This window comes from Streptomyces sp. NPDC046925 (assembly GCF_040644915.1).
Lineage (GTDB): Bacteria > Actinomycetota > Actinomycetes > Streptomycetales > Streptomycetaceae > Streptomyces.
Genome location: NZ_JBEYWZ010000004.1, coordinates 288,714 through 305,775, shown reverse-complemented (window position 1 = coordinate 305,775; position 17,062 = coordinate 288,714). Strand labels below are relative to the sequence as shown.

General features: G+C 70.7%; 18 protein-coding genes and 1 pseudogene. 9 read left to right on the top strand and 10 right to left on the bottom strand.

The window, feature by feature from the left end; translation table 11 throughout:
- Positions 1-16: 16 nt before the first annotated feature.
- The 5 genes and pseudogenes from ABZ906_RS19810 to ABZ906_RS19790 all read right to left on the bottom strand — a co-directional run bounded on the left by ABZ906_RS19810 (position 17) and on the right by ABZ906_RS19790 (position 4,127).
- A complete protein-coding gene (locus tag ABZ906_RS19810) occupies positions 17-970 on the bottom strand; it encodes a threonine/serine dehydratase (protein ID WP_361187315.1) in 954 nt (317 codons plus the stop codon).
- A gap of 166 nt (positions 971-1,136) precedes the next feature.
- Entirely contained in the window at positions 1,137-1,805 is a 669-nt protein-coding gene (locus ABZ906_RS19805; protein WP_361384856.1) for a hypothetical protein, read from the bottom strand.
- Between the two features lie 476 nt (positions 1,806-2,281).
- Positions 2,282-2,866 (bottom strand): annotated as a pseudogene (locus ABZ906_RS19800) (helix-turn-helix domain-containing protein); the annotation flags it as partial.
- Between the two features lie 12 nt (positions 2,867-2,878).
- Positions 2,879-3,142, bottom strand: a complete 264-nt coding sequence (locus ABZ906_RS19795) for a GlsB/YeaQ/YmgE family stress response membrane protein (protein WP_361384037.1) — start codon at positions 3,140-3,142, stop codon at positions 2,879-2,881.
- A 46-nt stretch (positions 3,143-3,188) separates the two neighbouring features.
- Positions 3,189-4,127 (bottom strand): ion transporter, encoded by a 939-nt coding sequence (locus ABZ906_RS19790; RefSeq protein ID WP_361384034.1) that lies wholly within the window; start codon positions 4,125-4,127, stop codon positions 3,189-3,191.
- A gap of 113 nt (positions 4,128-4,240) precedes the next feature.
- Between ABZ906_RS19790 and ABZ906_RS19785 the strand changes: the two genes are divergently transcribed.
- Entirely contained in the window at positions 4,241-5,086 is an 846-nt protein-coding gene (locus ABZ906_RS19785) for an alpha/beta hydrolase (protein WP_361384031.1), read from the top strand.
- A gap of 72 nt (positions 5,087-5,158) precedes the next feature.
- Here ABZ906_RS19785 and ABZ906_RS19780 read toward each other — a convergent pair whose 3' ends face one another.
- Positions 5,159-5,443: a hypothetical protein gene (locus ABZ906_RS19780; RefSeq protein WP_361187326.1), complete on the bottom strand. Its 285-nt coding sequence runs from the start codon at positions 5,441-5,443 to the stop codon at positions 5,159-5,161.
- A 557-nt stretch (positions 5,444-6,000) separates the two neighbouring features.
- Between ABZ906_RS19780 and ABZ906_RS19775 the strand changes: the two genes are divergently transcribed.
- Positions 6,001-6,585, top strand: a complete 585-nt coding sequence (locus tag ABZ906_RS19775; RefSeq protein ID WP_361384853.1) for a DinB family protein — start codon at positions 6,001-6,003, stop codon at positions 6,583-6,585.
- Here ABZ906_RS19775 and ABZ906_RS19770 read toward each other — a convergent pair.
- Positions 6,575-7,672, bottom strand: coding sequence for a hypothetical protein (locus ABZ906_RS19770; protein WP_361384028.1), 1,098 nt, complete (start codon positions 7,670-7,672; stop codon positions 6,575-6,577). The two genes, ABZ906_RS19775 and ABZ906_RS19770, sit on opposite strands and share 11 nt — an antisense overlap.
- A 190-nt stretch (positions 7,673-7,862) precedes the next feature.
- Here ABZ906_RS19770 and ABZ906_RS19765 point away from each other — a divergent pair, with 190 nt between their 5' ends.
- A complete protein-coding gene (locus tag ABZ906_RS19765; RefSeq protein ID WP_361187333.1) occupies positions 7,863-8,207 on the top strand; it encodes a hypothetical protein in 345 nt (114 codons plus the stop codon).
- 79 nt (positions 8,208-8,286) lie between these two features.
- Here the strand turns inward: ABZ906_RS19765 and ABZ906_RS19760 are convergent, their stop codons facing one another.
- Positions 8,287-8,718 carry a VOC family protein gene (locus tag ABZ906_RS19760; RefSeq protein WP_361187336.1) on the bottom strand — a complete coding sequence of 144 codons (432 nt, stop codon included), beginning with the start codon at positions 8,716-8,718 and terminating at the stop codon, positions 8,287-8,289.
- Between the two features lie 334 nt (positions 8,719-9,052).
- Between ABZ906_RS19760 and ABZ906_RS19755 the strand changes: the two genes are divergently transcribed.
- From ABZ906_RS19755 to ABZ906_RS19735, 5 genes are all read left to right on the top strand, one after another.
- A complete protein-coding gene (locus ABZ906_RS19755; protein WP_361384025.1) occupies positions 9,053-9,835 on the top strand; it encodes an MHYT domain-containing protein in 783 nt (260 codons plus the stop codon).
- Positions 9,836-9,987: 152 nt separating this feature from the next.
- On the top strand, positions 9,988-12,450 hold the full coding sequence (locus ABZ906_RS19750) for a nitrate- and nitrite sensing domain-containing protein (protein WP_361384022.1): 2,463 nt from the start codon (positions 9,988-9,990) through the stop codon (positions 12,448-12,450).
- A complete protein-coding gene (locus ABZ906_RS19745) occupies positions 12,447-12,911 on the top strand; it encodes a roadblock/LC7 domain-containing protein (protein ID WP_361384019.1) in 465 nt (154 codons plus the stop codon). The genes ABZ906_RS19750 and ABZ906_RS19745 overlap by 4 nt, the downstream gene beginning before the upstream one ends.
- Entirely contained in the window at positions 12,908-13,342 is a 435-nt protein-coding gene (locus tag ABZ906_RS19740) for a DUF742 domain-containing protein (protein ID WP_361384016.1), read from the top strand. The genes ABZ906_RS19745 and ABZ906_RS19740 overlap by 4 nt, the downstream gene beginning before the upstream one ends.
- Complete coding sequence (locus ABZ906_RS19735; protein ID WP_361187347.1) at positions 13,323-13,928, top strand: ATP/GTP-binding protein; 606 nt, start codon at positions 13,323-13,325, stop codon at positions 13,926-13,928. Before ABZ906_RS19740 ends, ABZ906_RS19735 begins: the two co-directional genes overlap by 20 nt.
- A gap of 30 nt (positions 13,929-13,958) precedes the next feature.
- Here ABZ906_RS19735 and ABZ906_RS19730 read toward each other — a convergent pair whose 3' ends face one another.
- Positions 13,959-15,137 (bottom strand): cytochrome P450, encoded by a 1,179-nt coding sequence (locus ABZ906_RS19730; protein ID WP_361384013.1) that lies wholly within the window; start codon positions 15,135-15,137, stop codon positions 13,959-13,961.
- Between the two features lie 232 nt (positions 15,138-15,369).
- Entirely contained in the window at positions 15,370-16,305 is a 936-nt protein-coding gene (locus ABZ906_RS19725) for a zinc-binding dehydrogenase (RefSeq protein WP_361384010.1), read from the bottom strand.
- Positions 16,306-16,443: 138 nt separating this feature from the next.
- Between ABZ906_RS19725 and ABZ906_RS19720 the strand changes: the two genes are divergently transcribed.
- Positions 16,444-16,896 carry a helix-turn-helix domain-containing protein gene (locus tag ABZ906_RS19720; RefSeq protein WP_361384007.1) on the top strand — a complete coding sequence of 151 codons (453 nt, stop codon included), beginning with the start codon at positions 16,444-16,446 and terminating at the stop codon, positions 16,894-16,896.
- Positions 16,897-17,062 lie beyond the last annotated feature (166 nt).

The window sequence follows — 17,062 nt, the reverse complement described above, 5'->3', positions numbered from 1 at the left end:
GGCACCACCACCCGAGTCAGCTGGTCGCTCCCGCGTACGCGGTCACGTCCTCCACCGACGCGTTGCCGCCGCAGATCACCAGGCCCAGCCTGGTCGCCTCGCCGGTCTTGGCCAGGACTCGGCGGGCGGCCGGCAGGAGGCAGCCCGCCGCCGGTTCCGCCCATACCTTCGCGTGCTCGGCCAGTTCGAGTACGCCCGCGTAGGCCTCCGCCTCGGGCACGACCAGCACCTCGTCGACCAGATCGCGCACCATGGTGTACGTCAGCGGCGACACCGTGGGCGCACTCAGCGTGCTGATACGTGAGTCCACCTCCACCTGGACCGGCCCACCGCAGGCCAGCGCCTGGGACATCGCGTCGGCACCGGTGGTCTCCACGCCCCACACACGCACGTCCGGCCGCCGCGCCCGCAGGGCTGCCGCCACACCGGCGATCAGACCACCGCCGCCGATGGAAACCAGAACATCCGTCAGTTCACCTGCGTCGGCGGCGAGTTCGAGTCCCACGGTGCCCTGCCCCGCGATGACCACCGGGTCGGAGAACGGGTGCAGCAGCGTAAGCCCCTCGGCCTCCAGCCGGTCCATCGTCGCGAAGGCTTCGGCCATGGTGGCGGTCAGCCGTACGTCGGCTCCGGCGGCCCGGGCAGCCTGCACCGAGCGTGCCGGTGCGGAGCGCGGCATCACCACCGTGGCGTGCACCCCCAGGGCGGCCGACATCTCCGCCACGGCGACACCATGGTTGCCGCCGGACACCGCGACCACGCCCGCCTCGCGCTGCTCATCGGTCATCGCCAGCAGCTTGGCAACAGCTCCCCGCGCCTTGAACGAACCCGTGCGCTGCAGCAGCTCAAGCTTGACCGTGACCGGCACCCCGAGCAACGAAGTCAACCCCGGGCTGGGCAGCGTGGGAGTGCGCACCACGTGCCCGGCAATCCGCGCTGCCGCGCTCTCCACGTCCTCAACACCGACCATGGCGCCCCTCCAGGATGTCTCACACGCCGTATCCGTCTGCACAATACGTTGCTGATCCCACGCACAGGCGGCTGTTCGGATCACCACAGGTCAACGCGGCGCAGCCCGGGGCGTGACGGTGAAATCGCCGGGCGACGGAGCGACGGGCCCAGGCACCCGATCCGCGCTACGGCCTCTTGCCGCCCGCCTTTCGGAGCTCGCGGGAGATGGCGTCTTCGCCCTGCCCACGCACCGCCTCTTCCAGACTGTGGTCGTCCCGCTGAAAGAACCGCTCGCCTTTGGCGAAGTCGTCCTCGCTCAGCACCTGGCCACACCACTCCCCTCGCCCCGCCACATGGTCGTCGAACGGCACGGCGGCGCCCGATCCGAGGACGACCCACTGCCCGGCGTCCCAGCGCAGGGCAAGGACGTAGGTGTGACCGGTCTCCAGCCGGGGCGCCTCCGGAGCCTTGTCCTTGGCCCGGTTTCCGTTCCGGTACACCGACCAACCGGGGGCGGTCATGTCGAACGCGCTCCCCATCTCGTGCCGGGGATTGTCAGCGGACCACAGCACCTTCTCTTTTCTGAAGGTCACCGCCCGGTCGACCGTGTACCGCACCGACCCCTTGTCGAAGTCCTCCCGGTTGGTTTCCCGCTCGGCGGTCGGCAAGGCCACCACCACGTGGTCCGCGCCCGCCTTCCAGTCCGCCGCGGTCCGGGACGGGTATGGGTCATCGACCGGGCCGCAGCTCGCCACGCTGCGCAGCCCTTCCCCGCCGATCAGCACAGCTGCGGCGATACAGGCGAGGGCCAGCGTCGCCACCACGGGCCTGCCGGACAGCGTTGGACGGACCATGAAATTCAACTCAAGTCTCCGGTTATCAAACAGTGATGTGCTTTACGTTCCGCATGCTTATTGATCACTTTTGACGTCGGTTGGTTCCGGGAGGGCTTCTGCCATCAGCGGCACGCGGAGATGTGGCCGTGCAGGGCAGCAGGCCTCCGCGTGCTGTCCGGCCGCCGCCAAGGTGGGCGTCTGGTGGCATCGGCCGGGCTGGACAAGGACCCGGGCGGGCCGGCTGCCGCCCGCGAAGGCACCGCGCGAGGCGCATCTGCGAGCCGACCTGGCGGCGATACCCTCAGTGCCGCATGCTGGCGCCGGTCCAGCAGCTTCCGCCCGCAGGCCAGTTGGACATCCCGTTGCTCGCCACCACCGCTCGGGCCGGGCGTCACCGCCGGGGCGTCGTCCACGCCGGACAGCACATCCGCACCGATCGGCCAGCACACCGGCGGCTCACAAGGTGGCGGCCTTCCGGATCAGTCGCGCGGCCGGCGGTGCTGCTGCCACCAGTGGTCGAAGTCGTCGCTCAGCTGCCGTAGTTCGGCAACGAGCAAGCGGGTGTAGTTGCGCTCAGCGGCCAGCATGGCGTCGAAGTCCGCGAACAGGGCTCTGGCCATCCGGTTCGCGCCCAGGACGGCGGATCGACGTCCCGGGATGAGGGCGGGAACAGCGTTGTCCAGGGAGTCCGGGAGCCGGTGGAGCCCGGCGCGCAGGCGCAGGCGCAGGACGCTGGGCGTACGTGCCGGGGGACGGGTGGTGGTGATGCCGACGAGGTCCTTGAGGTGGGCAAGGCTCGTCTCGTCCAGCCTCAGGGCGTGCCCGACGGCTTCGATGACGGCAGCGGACGGGTGGATGGGGCGGCCCTGCTCGAGGCGGGCATAGCACTCAGCCGAAACCCCCGCCAGGCGGGCGACTTCCTCGCGCCTAAGTCCCGGCACACGCCGCACCCGTCCGTCCGGTGGCAGCCCCGCCTGCTCGGGATCGCACTGGGCACGGGAGCGCTTGAGGAAATCGGCGATTTCGCGGCCGGCTGGCCTGCTGCCATCTACACAGCACGGCGCCGCCGGAGCGGGCAGCTGTCCCGGGGCTCAGCCACGTCCCTTCAAGCGCTCCACTCCCACGACGCCGAGGCCGGCGAGGCCGATCTGGATGGCCAGTTCGATCCAGTCGATGCCCTTGGTGTCGGCGACATCCAGGGCGCCCGCGATGCCCGTACCGATGAGGGCGGCAGCGATACCGACCAGGATCGTCCACCAGATACCGATGCGCTGACGGCCCGGGATGACCAGGCGGCCCAGCACACCGATCACGATGCCGATGATGATCGCGGTGAAAATGCCGGAGATCTCCATGCCCGTCTACCTCTCCTTGACCCCACGCTTCTACACAACTGTCGAACTACGAGTGCCCGGGCAGAGGAGAGGCAGTCTCGTCAGGGCCCATTGAATGAGGCGCGCCGCAGCGCGCGAGGCACTCCTCCAGTTCATCGAGGGCCCTGCGCGCCGTGGCGATCCGGGTGCGCACGTCCTCCTCCGACGCGTGCGCGGGTTGGGGCGGGACGGGCAGCGCTTCCCGCTCCTCCCGCTCCTCGCGCTCTTCCATGGCGCGGGCCTCGTCGAGCGAGGTGATGACGACCCCGATGAGGACGTTGACGAGAACGAAGGAGGCGATGAGGACGTAACTGGCGTAGTAGACGATGCTCCAGCGGGAGATCTCCAGGCCGGCGCGGACCGCGTCGCCGAGTCCGTCGAGGGTCATCAGCAGGAAGAGCGTGAGCACGGCGCGGCCGATCGAGCCGAAGTGCTCGGGGTCGGCTTGGCCGAAGAACACCCAGCCCACCATCGCGTACACGTACAACAGCAGCCCGCCCACGAACAGGAAGCTGACGGTGCCGGGCAGGCTGCGGCCCACCGCGACCAGCACGATGCGCAGTTGAGGCAGGAAGCGGGCGGCGCGCAGCACACGGGCCAGGCGCAACAGCCGCAGCACGGTGGCGTTCTCCCGCACCACAGGCACGAACGCGCAGGCCACCACGGCCAGATCGAAGAGATTCCACGGGTCGCGCCAGAAGGCCCGCGGGCGATCGGCGTGCGCGCCCGCGCGCAGCACGATCTCCGCGGTGAAGACCATGAGGAAGGCGTGCTCGAGCAGTTTCAATTCGTCGTCGAGGCGGTCTATGACCCCGCTGTACGTCTCGATGCCCAGGACGGCGGCGTTGGCAAGGATCAGGGCGAAGACGGTGGCGGAGAACCAGCGCGCCTCGACGACCGTACGACAACGGGCGGCCAGGGCGGCGCGGCGGGTGCTCTCGGGTAACCGGATCGTGTTGCTGCTCACAGGAATTGGATCTTACGGGCTCCGCAGACCGGTCTTGCGGTCGCTCAGGGCTGAATGCCTTCCGACCCCTACGGGGCGAATCAGGGCTGTGCCGGATGTCGGGCGGGGCCTGTATGGTCAACTCGCTCCACGACCCGGCTTCCGGCTACAACTGGGCCACCAACGTCGCCGCTCAACTCGGCCGCAACGCGGTCCTGCACACCTACCGAGGATGGGGACACGGCACCTACTCCAGCAGCCCCTGCGCACAGGGAACGATCGACGACTACCTGATCTCGACCGAACTCCCGGTCCACGGCGCCAGTTGCCCGCCTGTCGAACCGCCACCGGGGCCGATGCGACGGGCGGGCCCCGGATATCGTCGGGCCATGAGCGCCGAAGAATCTGCCGATCATGTTGCCGTATGCCCCATCACCCCGCCCCTGGTGGAGCAGGTTGTCGCCCTGGCTCAACTGCCGTTGGGTGACTGGGCGGTCTCCGAAGCGGAGATGCGGCGCCTGGGCTGGTGCGACGGCGACGATGACCTGCCGTTGGAGGACACGCTCGTCACCGCCGAGGGGCACCTCGCGTATCTCGGGGACGCCCTCGCCTTGTCCTTCGCCCACTTCTACTGGGCGGGAGGCGAGGCCTGGGAGGAGGACTTCTGGGGCACACTGCCGGGTTGGACCAGCCGCGTGGACGCCGGACGCGACATATTCGACACGCACATCGACGCAGCCATCGCCGCCTTCACTCGACGACTGGGCCCGCCCGAGCGCGACATCACGGCCCACGGCGGCACCCTGGCCATGGGCGAGGGAGCCTGGCGCCATGCCGCCTGGCGCTGCGGGGACAACCTGCTCGTCATCGGCCCACGCCACGAGGCGCTCTCCTACTACCAGTTCGAGGAAGCCGTCATCTACATCGGCCCCATCGAGAAGGCCTCTCCGCTGCCCGCCCTCGCCGACTTCGTCAGCTGATCGCGGCCCGGCCGCCGGGCGCGGGATACGGTCCGGTCGGCGGGCGCGGGTTGCGGTCTGGTCGGCGTCTCTCTACGAGCCGGACTGATCGAACGCGCGTTCCGCTGCGGCCGCGGCCTCAGCGAGTGCACGCACGACCAGCAGCGCCGCTGCCTCTTCGCGGATCCCCGTCGCCTCCCCCTGCTCCACAATCATCTGCGCCGCCGCGTCTGCTGTGTCGTACGCAAGGGAGTACTCCCCCAGGACAAGGTCCCGTCCGATGATCTCGACGAGGGCGTCGAGTCCGTGAACCACGTCGTACAGAGTCTTCTCGCCCGCCCACAGGGCTTCTTCGCTGTCCATCGGCTCATCAGGCATGGCGAGATCTTCTCAGGGATCACGGCTGCGGGATTCACAGGCCCCCGCGAAAAACCGTATTGCTGCACTAGCGCCAATTGGACAGCCCCCTGCAGAGAGCGCAGCGAGTCGTGACGGAGCAGATAATCGAGCGGTCACGGATACTGCGGATCAGGCGAATCCGGAGGCTTCGGATTTGGTAGAGGTACGTTCGGCGGTTTGGGGCGCGGCTTCTGTGGGGTCGATTTCTTCGCCGGGCATCCGTGCGCCGTGGTAGCGGTCAGCCCCACCCCCACCAGCAAGGTCGCCCCCATCCGCCGCAGAAATACTCGGCGGGTATCTTCTACCGACATTCGAACCACGTCCCCCGTATGTTCGCTTGCCGTCTCTGCTGAGACCTATCGGCCGTAGTAGCGCACGAGTTGAGATCGAGTCAAGGGCATTCGACGCGATGGGGTAATCGCCGCGCGATCTGCCAGAAGCCGTCGCAGGCCAGGCACGGCTCCGCCAGACGTCGCGGACCAACTACGCGTACGGGATCTTGAGACCTCGTGCAGGCCATGGCAGGCTCATGCCGCATGATCGATGAATTCGCAAAAGGCAACCTGCACGGGAGACTGCGGCGGGACCGTGCGGCGCTGCTCTGGAAACTCGACGGCTTGTCGGAATACGACGTCCGCAGGCCTTTGACGGCGACCGGGACCAACCTTCTCGGCCTGGTCAAACACGTGGCCACCGTCGAGGCCAGGTACTTCGGCGAGGTCTTCGACCGTCCTTTCCCGGAACCGCTGTCCCGGTGGCAGGACTCCAACAGCAGCGATCAGTGGGCGACCGAGGACGAGACCCGCGATCAGATCACGGGGTTCTACCGGCGTGCTTGGGAACACTCGGACGCGACGATCAACGAGCTTCCCCTCGACACCCCCGGCCACGTGCCGTGGTGGCCGGGAGCCTCTCCCAACACAAACCTGTTCGCCGTCATCGTCCATGTCCTGGGCGAGTCCATCCGGCATGCCGGGCACGCCGACATCCTGCGCGAGGGCATCGACGGCCGGACCGGGGTGCGCGCCGAGAACGAGCAGCCGATCGACGAGGCAGCCCGTGCAGCCCACTGGGCAAAGGTCGAGCAGGCCGCCAGGTCGGCCGCATCAATCAAGGCTTAGAGCTGTGCCTGGCCGCCCCGTGGACGCCGCGCAGGCAGGCCAGTACCACGCCCACCGGAGCCAGCACCAAGGGCAGGAGCACGAGTGCCACCGCGATCGGGGTGATGATGACGAGGACGCCGGTGACCCACACGTTGTCGTCGGTGGTGGCCAGCATGAGCAGTCCCGCCCAGTGCGCCACGTACGTACCGAGCCACTTCAGCACCGCGAAGGCGACGGCGATCGCGGCCGCGCACAGGAGGTAGGTCCAGGTGGTGCGCAGCCGCGCCCTGCGGGTCAGTGTCCAGGAACGGCGCATGGCGGCCGTCGCCGAGCAGGTGTCCGCCACCCGTATCGCGGTGGCCGGTGCGAAGCGCGCGAGGAGAACGAGCCCCAGTACCCAGATCACGACGGGCAGGATCCGGCCCACCAGGATGAACTGCACGGTCGCGGGTTCGTGGTAGGTGGGCCACACGACCCCGGGCACCATCTCCATGTCGACGGCGGCCAGGACGAGCAGACCTGCCGTCGCCGGGACGAGGGCGCATACCAGGGTGAGCAACTGGATTCGGAAGGCGGCGCCCAGATGCGGACGGGAGCGCCGCCACAGGGCGCGGAGGGTGAGCGTGCAGGGATCGGCGCCCGGGGCCGCGCCTGGAGCGGTGCCCGGATTCGCGCCCGGAGCGGTGCCCGGGTTCGCGCCCGCCGTGTCGCGTTCCCGCGCGTGTGCCGCGGTCACGGCCTGGGCGGTGAGCAGCCAGGCGATCAGGATCATCGCCACCAGGAGCAGCAGCGGGTACACGCATAGCGCGACCTTGACGAGGCCGTCCCACTGGTCGATGTAGGCGACGTAGGACTCCTCGTATTCGATGGAGCCCTCGGCGGTTCGCCCGGCCTCCAGGAAGAGGCCCCACGCCGCGGCGAACCCGCCGGCCACGATTCCGCCGCCCACGACCAGCGCCGCCGCGGCCGCCAATGCCGCCGACCCGAATACGAGGCGCCGGTCGCGGCCCGATATGCGCAGACCTTCGGCCAGTGCAGAGCTGCCGGCCCGGCGGGCCTCCGAGCCGGGCGTGACGGCGGCACCGTCCGGATGATGATCTTCCATGGTTACTGCGACGCCCTCATCCGCGCGTTCGGTTCCTGACGCCACCGACCGGATCCGGCCTGAACACCTCCGGCGTCCTGGGCTGACGACCACATTGGCGGAAGTCGTGCTGTCAGCACGGGGCGCATTACTGGATCCTCGTGAGGTGCTCCATACCGGAGCTGCCCATCAGGACCCGGGGGGACAAACGATGCGCAAGACCACAATGATCGCGGTGAGCCTGGCACTCGCCGCCGGGACCGGAATTGCCGCAGCGCCAGGGGCTCATGCGGCGACTCCCTGCCCCAGCGGGGCACTCTGCATTCGCGAGACGAACGGCACCATCCTGAGCAGGAACATCTTCTACAGCTACGGCTCCCACAACTTGTCGAACGTCACCGGCCATCGCGTGCTGGCCCACTACCAGACCGGCGGCGCGGGCTTCCAGGTCTGTTTCGGGTACAACGGCACCAGCTGTTCCGGCGTGGTCCGTGCGACGGGCGAATCGCTGCCGTACGACATGACACCGATCAACTCCGTCGTCCTCGTGCCCTGACCGGCACCGAGGACTCCAGTCCCTCGTCGGCGCCAACCGCCGCCCGGTCGGCGCCGGATCCGGTCATCGCGGGGCAGGCTCAGTCGAGACAGAACTCGTTGCCCTCGATGTCCTGCATCACGATGCAGGACTCGTTGTCCTCGTCGGCGAGCAGCGTCCGCACGTGTACGGCGCCGAGCGCGGCCAGTCGTGCGCGCTCGGCCTCCAGCGTGGCGAGGCGCTCATCGCCGACGAGTCCGGTGCCGGCCCGTACGCACAGGTGCACCCGGTTCTTGACGACCTTTCCTTCGGGCACGCGCTGGAAGAGCAGGCGCGGGCCCACGCCCGTGGGGTCACTGCAGGCGAAGTAGGCGCTCTGCTCGGGTGGCTGCGAGCGGTGGTAGTCCTCCCACGTGGCAAACCCCTCGGGGATCGCCGGAGTGACGTACCCCAACACCTCGCACCAGAAGCCGGCGAGGCGCGCGGGCTCCGCGCAGTCGAAGGTGACCTGGAACTGCTTGACCGATGACATCGGCGCACCGTAGCAGGGGCTGTGCTGCTCATCGCCCGGCGTCGAGCATGTTGGCGGGGAGGGAAGACGGGGGAAGCTGCACCGCCATGTCCCGGATATCCGGAACTGGGCGTGTCGCCCCCGGTGTCGCAAGGGGTTCGATACGCGGCGTGACAAGAGTCGCACCTATGTGTGCGATCCGTGATGGACCTATGTGCGTGCAGGCCCGTGAACTCGGGCTTTACTGTTCGGTAACCCTCACAAGAAGCGGAATTCATGCCTCCTGGCAGGAGATCCACTGCGTGCTAGCGTCCCCGGTCGCCGGGGGGCCGACACATCAAGTGAGAGGAATCCCGTGGGTCACATGCACCACATGGCAGGAGGCTGGGCCACTCCGGTCCTGTCGTACGCCATGGCCGTCGTCGGTGCCGCGCTGGGTCTGCGCTGCACCGTGCGCGCGCTGGCAGCCAGGGGGCGGTCCAAGCGGAACTGGCTGATCAGCGCCTCCGTCGCCATCGGCGCCGGCATCTGGACCATGCACTTCATCGCGATGCTCGGCTACACCGCCGAGGGCACGGCGATCCGCTACGACATCCCGCTGACCCTGCTCAGCCTGGTCGTCGCCATCGCCGTCGTCGGCGCGGGCGTCTTCACCGCCGGCTACGGCAACTCCCGGGCGCGCTCCATCGTGCTCGGCGGCATCGGCACGGGACTCGGCGTTGCCGCGATGCACTACATCGGCATGGCCGCCGTCCAGCTCAACGGATCGATTGCGTACGATCCCGCGCTCGTCGCCCTCTCCGTCTTCATCGCGATCGCCGCCGCCTCCGCCGCCCTGTGGGCCGCGCTGGCCGTACGGGGGCCGGTCGTCGCGGCCGTCGCCTCGCTCGTGATGGGCCTGGCGGTGAGCAGCATGCACTACACGGGCATGGCCGCCGTCACGGTGGACGTGCATGCCGGCACCGCGCCCCTGCAGGGCGCCAGCGCCACCGCCTTCATCCTGCCGCTCGCCGTGGTGCTCGGCTCGTTCCTCTTCTTGACCTGTGCGTTCGTCGCGCTGTCCCCCACGGCGCGTGAGCGCGCCGAGAGCGAGGCCGCGGCCCGTCCGCTGCACGAGGTCGAACTGCCGCTCACCTGACCGCGGCCGGGCCGCTTCGGCCCCCATCCTTCCTCTCCCCACCGCGGCGCGCGCCTGGTTCATCCACGTCGGCGCGCCCCGCGTTCCCCCGGGGGCCGACGCCCGGCGCGCCGCGCCCCCGTACTCCTGCACCGCCAAGGAGCCCCTTCGTCATGCCCGTACGCCCTCTGGTGCCACAACGCTGGCGCCCCAAATCGATCCGCGCGAAGGTCGTCACCCTGCTGACCGTGCCGGTCCTGTCGCTGATGGCCCTGTGGGGACACGCCGCCGTCACCACCGCCTCGCAGGTCTCGGCCACCGAGCAGCTGCGCCAGATCAACACGACCCTGGTGCGGCCCGTCGCCCGGTTCACCTCCGCGGCGCAGGACGAGCGGGCCGCGGCCCTGAGGTACCAGGCCGCGCCCGGCGGCAGTGCCCGCGACGACTTCGAGTCCGCGCAGGCCCGTACGGACAAAGCCGTCACGGCACTGCGCGCGGGCGTCCGCTCCAGCAGCACCGACCTCGCGTCCCTCGACTCCGCCCTGCCCGGCCGCGTCCGCTCTCTGCTCGCGAGCGCCGGGGCGCTCGGTGAGCGGCGGGAGAGCCCGCGCAGCGCCGCCGCCGTGCTCTCCGACTACGGCAAGGCCGTCGAGCGGGCGTTCGCGGTCCGCTCCGGGGTCGCGGGCGCCGATCAGCCCGACCGCGCATCCGACACCCGTACCGTGCTCGAACTGGCCCGCTCCCGTGAGGCGTTGAGCCGCCAGGACGCCGTGCTCGGCGCGGCGCAGGCGAGCGGGACCATGGCAGCGGCCCCCTACCGCACGTTCGTCGGCGACGTCGCCGCGCAGCGCGCCTTCGCCGACGCGGCGGTCTCCGACCTGCGGTCCGATGACGCCGCCGCCTACCGCAAGGTGCTCGACTCCCCCGCCGGCGACGGCCTGGCCACCGCCCAGGACGACGTCCTTGCCGCCGGTCCCTCCGGTGCCGCCGCCGCGGTGTCCGCCGAGCACTGGCGCTCCGTCGCCGGCCCCACCCTGTCCGGGCTGGCCGGCGCCGAGCGGGGCGCGATCGACACGGGCGTCGCCGCCAAGCCGTACTCCCTGGCGAACCTGGGCAGTTCCGGCCTCGCCGTCCTCCTGGGCCTGTTCGGTGTGGTCCTCTCGCTGCTGCTGTCCGTACGCATCGGACGCGGCCTCGTCGACGACCTGACCGGACTGCGCAACTCCGCGCTGGAACTCGCCGCCCACCGCCTGCCGGCCGCCATCCGCCGCATCCACGGCGGCGACGGCCTGGACCTGGAGCAGGAGGCGCCGCTCTCGAAGGAACCGGTCCGCGACGAGATCGGCCAGGTCGGTGCGGCGCTGACCACGGTGCAACGCGCCGCGCTGCGCGCCGTCGAGGGCCGCGCCGCCGTCCTGACGGGCGTCTCCGGCGTCTACGTCAGCCTTGCCCGCCGCAGCCAACTCCTTCTGCACCGGCAGCTGGAACTCCTGGACACCATGGAGCGCCGCACCGAGAACCCCACCGACCTGGAGGACCTCTTCCGCCTGGACCACCTGACGACACGGATGCGCCGTCACGCCGAGTCCCTGCTGATCCTCTCCGGTTCCGCGCCCGGCCGCGCCTGGCGCAACCCGGTCCCGCTGATCGACGCCGTGCGCGCGGGCATCGCCGAGACCGCGGACATCGAGCGCGTCCAGCTCCACGACATCCCCGACCTGCGCCTGTCCGGCTCGGCGGTCGCCGACCTCATCCACCTCGTGGCCGAACTCACCGAGAACGCCGCCTCCTACTCGCCGCCGCACACCCCCGTGGTGGTACGCGCCGAGGAGGTCGGGGCGGGCGCGGTCCTGGAGATCGAGGACCGCGGGCTCGGCATGGGCGACGAGGCGCTCGCCGCCGCCAACGAGAAGATCCGGGCGGCGGACGTCGACCTGCTCGACTCGCGCCAGCTGGGTCTGTTCGTGGTCAACCGTCTCGCCGAGCGCCAGCACGTCGACGTGACGCTGCGCCGCTCGGTCTACGGGGGCATCACCGCCGTCGTCTTCCTGCCCCAGCAGCTCCTGCAGGCCCCGCACCCGGGCCTGCGGCCCCTGCCGGAGCCCGAACCGCCCCGCGCAGTGGAGCCCGGCCCGGCCCCGGCCCCGTCCCCTGAGGCAACCGTCGGGCGCATCCCCGCCCAGCGGCATCACGGCCTGCGACCGGCCGCCGCAGCCGAAACATCGCCCCGCCTCCCGCACGCTGACCCGGCGCCCCGCCAACTCCCCGGCCGCGCCCGGCACGCCCTGCCCCGGCAACCGGAGACCCCGACCGCCGCACCCCAGCGCCCCGAGGCCGCGCCCGCGCCCGACACGCGCTCCACCGGCGCACCGGACACGGAGGACGGACTGCCGCGCCGGGTGCGCCAGGCCAGCCTCGCGCCCGAACTGCGCACCGACGAGGACGCGGGAACGGGACCGCACCCCGCCCCGGGCCCGGCCGTCCGCTCCCCGGAAGCCGCCCGCGCCACCATGGCGTCGCTGCGCTCCGGCCGGCGCCGCGCCTCGGCCGCCCGCGACGAACCGGCAGGCCCCGCCGGCCCGGGCTCCTCGCCCCACGACCACGCAGCGAACGACGAAGGGCTTACTGACCGATGACGCCGACCTACTCCGTCACTTCCGTGGGCGAACACAGCGACGACCACGGCGCGGGCGGCATCGACTGGCTCCTCGACGACCTCGTCGACCGTGTCGCGGAGGTGCGCTACGCGGTGATGCTGTCCACCGACGGCCTGTGCGTCGGCGCCTCGCACGGCATGGGCCGCGACGAGTCCGAGCGCTTCGCCGCCATCGCCTCCGGCTTCCACTCCCTGGCCAAGGGGGCGGGCCGGCACTTCGACGCGGGCGGCGTCGTCCAGACCATGATCGAGCTGCAGGGCGGCTTCCTCTTCGTGATCGCCGCGGGCGACGGCTCGTGCATCGCCGTGTTCACCGACGGGCACGCCGACATCGGCCTGGTGGCCTACGAGATGGCCCTGCTGGTCGACCGGGTGCACGAACACCTGGCCGTGCCCGCGCGGCGCGACGACACGCCCACGCCGGACGGCGATGCCTCATGACCGTCCGGCCACCCCACCGCCAACGGGGCGGCGACGGCGATCGCTTCGCCGAAGCCTGGGCCGACCGTTACGACGACGAGGCAGGCCCCCTGGTCCGGCTCTACGCCATGACGGCCGGTCGCGCCCGTACGGACAACGGCGCCGAGCGCGTCGACCTGATGGCGATCGTCCGGCCCACCGCCGCCACCCCGCGCGGCCCGCTCCCGCCCGAGCAGCGCGCACTGCTGGCCCAGTGCGCCGGGGGCCCGCGCCCCGTCGCGGACCTCGCGTCCGACTCGGGGCTGCCCCTGGGCGTCGTACGGGTCCTGCTCGGCGACCTCACGGCGCAGGGCCTGATCCACATCACGCCGCCCGAGTCCACCGCCACCGGGACAGAACGTCCCCCCGCCCACCTCCTGCGAGAAGTGATCAATGGCCTCCGCGCACTCTGACCGGCACTACCGCACGCGGCATTCGGCGCCCGCCGACTTCACCGCGCTCAAGCTCCTGATCGCCGGCGGCTTCGGCGTCGGGAAGACCACGCTGGTGGAGTCGGTCAGCGAGATCCGCCCCCTGCGCACCGAGGAACCCCTCACCGAAGCCTCGCGCCCCGTCGACAGCCTGGAGGGGGTGTCCACCAAGACCACGACCACGGTCGCCATGGACTTCGGCCGCATCTCCCTGCGCGACAACCTCGCCCTGTACCTGTTCGGCACGCCCGGCCAGGACCGGTTCTGGTTCGTGTGGGACGAGTTGGCCACCGGCTGCCTGGGTGCGGTCGTCCTCGCCGACACCCGCCGGCTCGCGGACTGTTTCCCCGCCGTGGACTACTTCGAGAGCCGCGGCATCCCCTTCATCGTCGCCGTCAACTGCTTCGACGGGATCCGCAGCCACACCCCGGACGCGGTCGCCCGCGCACTCGACCTCAACCCGGACACCCCCGTCCTGCTCTGCGACGTACGCGACCGTGAATCCGGCAAGGACGTCCTGATCTCCCTGGTCGAACACGTCCTGAGCCGGGAACTGGTCACCGGCTGACGCCGCAGGGCCCGCGGGCCCAACCAGCCGCTACGCCAGGACAGGAAGCGAGGTGAGGCCGCGGACGAGGCGGGTGCGGCGCCAGATCAGTTGTTCCGGCGGCACCGCAAGGCGGATGCCGGGGAAGCGGGTCAGCACCGCTCGCAGGGCGATCTCCAGTTCGGCCCGGGCGAGGGGCGCGCCGACGCAGCGGTGGATGCCGTGGCCGAAGCTGAGGTGCGCGGCGGCGTCTCGGTCCGGGTCGAGCAGGTCGGGCGCGGGGAAGCGCGCCGGGTCCCGGTTGGCTGCCCCGAGAGCGACCATGACCGGGGCCCCGGCCGGGATGTCGGTGCCGCCCAGCGTGATGGCCCGGGTGGTGAAGCGGAAGGTGGCCGTGCTGACCGGGGAGTCGAACCGCAGCAGTTCGTCCAGTGCGGAGGCGACGGCGTCGGGATCCTCGCGGAGGCGTTCCAGTTCGGCCGGGTGCTGGAGCAGCGCCAGGACGGCGTTGCCCAGGGCGTTGGTCGTGGTCTCGTGTCCGGCCACGAGCAACAGCACGGCCAGGGAGACCAGTTCGTCCTCGCTCAGGTGATCGTCTCCGTCGCGAGCCGAGATAAGCCGGTCAAGAAGCGTGCTGCCGGGGTTCTGGCGCTTGGCGGCGATGAGGGCCGTCATGTAGTCGGCCAGCGCATGCGAGGCCGCGTCGATGACGTCCGGCTCTCCCGCCGCGAACAGCTCCGCCGACCAGCGCCGGACATCGGAGCGGTCGGTCTGCGGAACTCCGAGCAGTTCGCAGATCACGATGACCGGCAGCGGCACCGCCAGTCCGGCCACCAGGTCGAACCGCTCGCCTGCGGGCCACTGTTGCAACAGGTCGTCGGTGACCCGGGCGATGAAGGGACGCAGTTCGCTGACGGCGCCGGTCGTGAAGGCACCGGTCACCAGCTTGCGCAGCCGGGTGTGCTGGGGCGGGTCGCTGGCCAGCATGCTCCGCGCGACCGCCGGGTGCAGGCGGCGCCGTGATCCCTTGCCCGCGAAGAAGGCAGCGGTGTCTTTCGAGAGCCGGGGGTCGTTGAGGGCCGCTCTGGCTTCCGTGTAGCCGGTGATCAGGTAACCGGGGCTCCCGCCGGAGCCGGCGGGCACAGGCTGCACCGGGCATGCGGATCGCCGGGGAGCGGAGGCCGGATCGCGGTTCTGGGGGAAGCGTGGATCCTCAGTCGGGTCGGTCATGCTCTCGGGCTCCAACTGGTTCCGGCCGGCGGCTGTCGGCGACCGGCCGGGCGCGTGGGCGTAGCGCCACCGTAGTGCACGGCACCGTAGTGCACGGCTGCCTCACTGATTGCTTCCCGCGGTTGGTCGGCGGCGGGTACATCGACCGCCGATCCGCCGGACCCGGGAAGACTTCGACCGGGCTGCGGGCCTGTGCGATTGCGGCCCGCGGCGCGAGACGACGTCCGCACTGTCAGGGCACGAGTACGATCCGGCCGCGGACGCCGCCCTTCGCCATGGCCTGGTAGGCACCGGCTGCGTCGTCGAGCGGCGTGACGGCGTGGACGCGGGCCGGCAGTTCCCCCGCCGTCACCCGGGCGAGCAGCGGGGCCAGGAGCGCACCGTCGGGATGGGCGAACAGAACCTCGACGGTGATGCCGCGCTCCTCGGGAAGCCGCGAGGCCGGTTGCACGCCGACGAAACGGCCGCCGTCACGCACCGCCCGCAGGGCGTTCTCCTGCAGGGCGCCAGCGTCGGCTACGGCATCCCAGTTCTGCCCGAAATCGGTGGCGAAGTCGACGCCCAGACCTCGCACGAACGGCTCGTCGGCCGCTCGGGCCATCCCGGTCACCTGCCAGCCGCGGTCGCGGGCCAGTACGGCGACGTACGCGCCCACCGCTCCGGCCGCGCCCGTCACCAGCAAGCGCCGGGCCTCACCCGACGCCTCGCCGAGAAGGTCGACGAGTTGGGCCGCGGCGGTGGCATTGAGCGGCACCGCCGCGGCCTCGACCAGGTCCAGGCCGTCCGGTACGACGGCGGCGTTCGCGGCGGGGACGACGAGGTGCTCGGCGTGCGATCCCTGGTCGCGGTCGAAGCCGTCGATAAACCCGGCGACACGGGTACCGACCCGCAGCTCGACGCCGGGCCCCACGGCGTCGACCGTGCCCGCGAAGTCCCAGCCGAGCCCGGTGTAGTCGGGTTGGTCGACCATTCCGAGCTGGTGGAAGACGCCCCCGGCCACGCCCAGGTCGACCGGGTTGATCGCCGCGGCGGCAATCTTGACGCGGATCTCCGCAGGCCCCGGCTCCGCCACCGGCGCCTCGACGATCTCGATCGACCGGGGCCCAGACGGCACGCGGACCACCGCTCGCCGGGAGGTCACCTGAGGGGTCGTCGTCATCTCGTTCATCGTCATCTGCTCCTTCGTGCATGCCTGGTGAGGTGGTCTTGCCTTCGCTGTGGTGCAGGACCAGCATGGAGTCACCTGCTTCCTGTTGGTAAGTAGGCACCTGGAAGTGCGTAAGTCACCGAGCGGAAGAGATCAGCTATGCCGACCAGCACCGCCTCCCAGCGGCGAGCCGTGGCCAAAGCGGAGTACGACGCGTTCCTCGCGGCATGTCCCAGCCGCCAACTCCTGGAGCGGATCTCCGACAAGTGGGTCGCCCTGGTGCTCGCCGCCCTGGGCGGCGACGGCCCGTGTCCGGGGGCCGCCGTGAGCGACGCACCGCGGCCCATGCGCTTCTCCGAGCTGGCACGCCGGATCTCGGGCGTGAGCCAGAAAATGCTGACGCAGACGCTGCGTTCACTCGAGCGCGACGGGATGGTGACCAGGACGGTGACGCCCACAGTGCCCGTCACCGTCACGTACGAACTGACCGACCTCGGCCGCTCGCTCCAGGGAGTCATGCGGGGGATCAAGGAATGGGCCGAGGGCAACATGGAGGAGGTCCTCACCCATCGCGACGGCTACGACCAACACCAGCGCGACACCGCGGAATGACCCGATGGGCCGACCCCGCTGCCGCCTCAGGAAAACCGTTGGGCCGGCCGCGGTGACCGCTGCTAATCTGCCGGAGGCCGTGCGAGAGATACAGGAGGTGGTACCCGTGAACACAGTATTGACATGGGTGCTCCCCTGCGGGGTCACGGTCGGACGATAGGCAGGT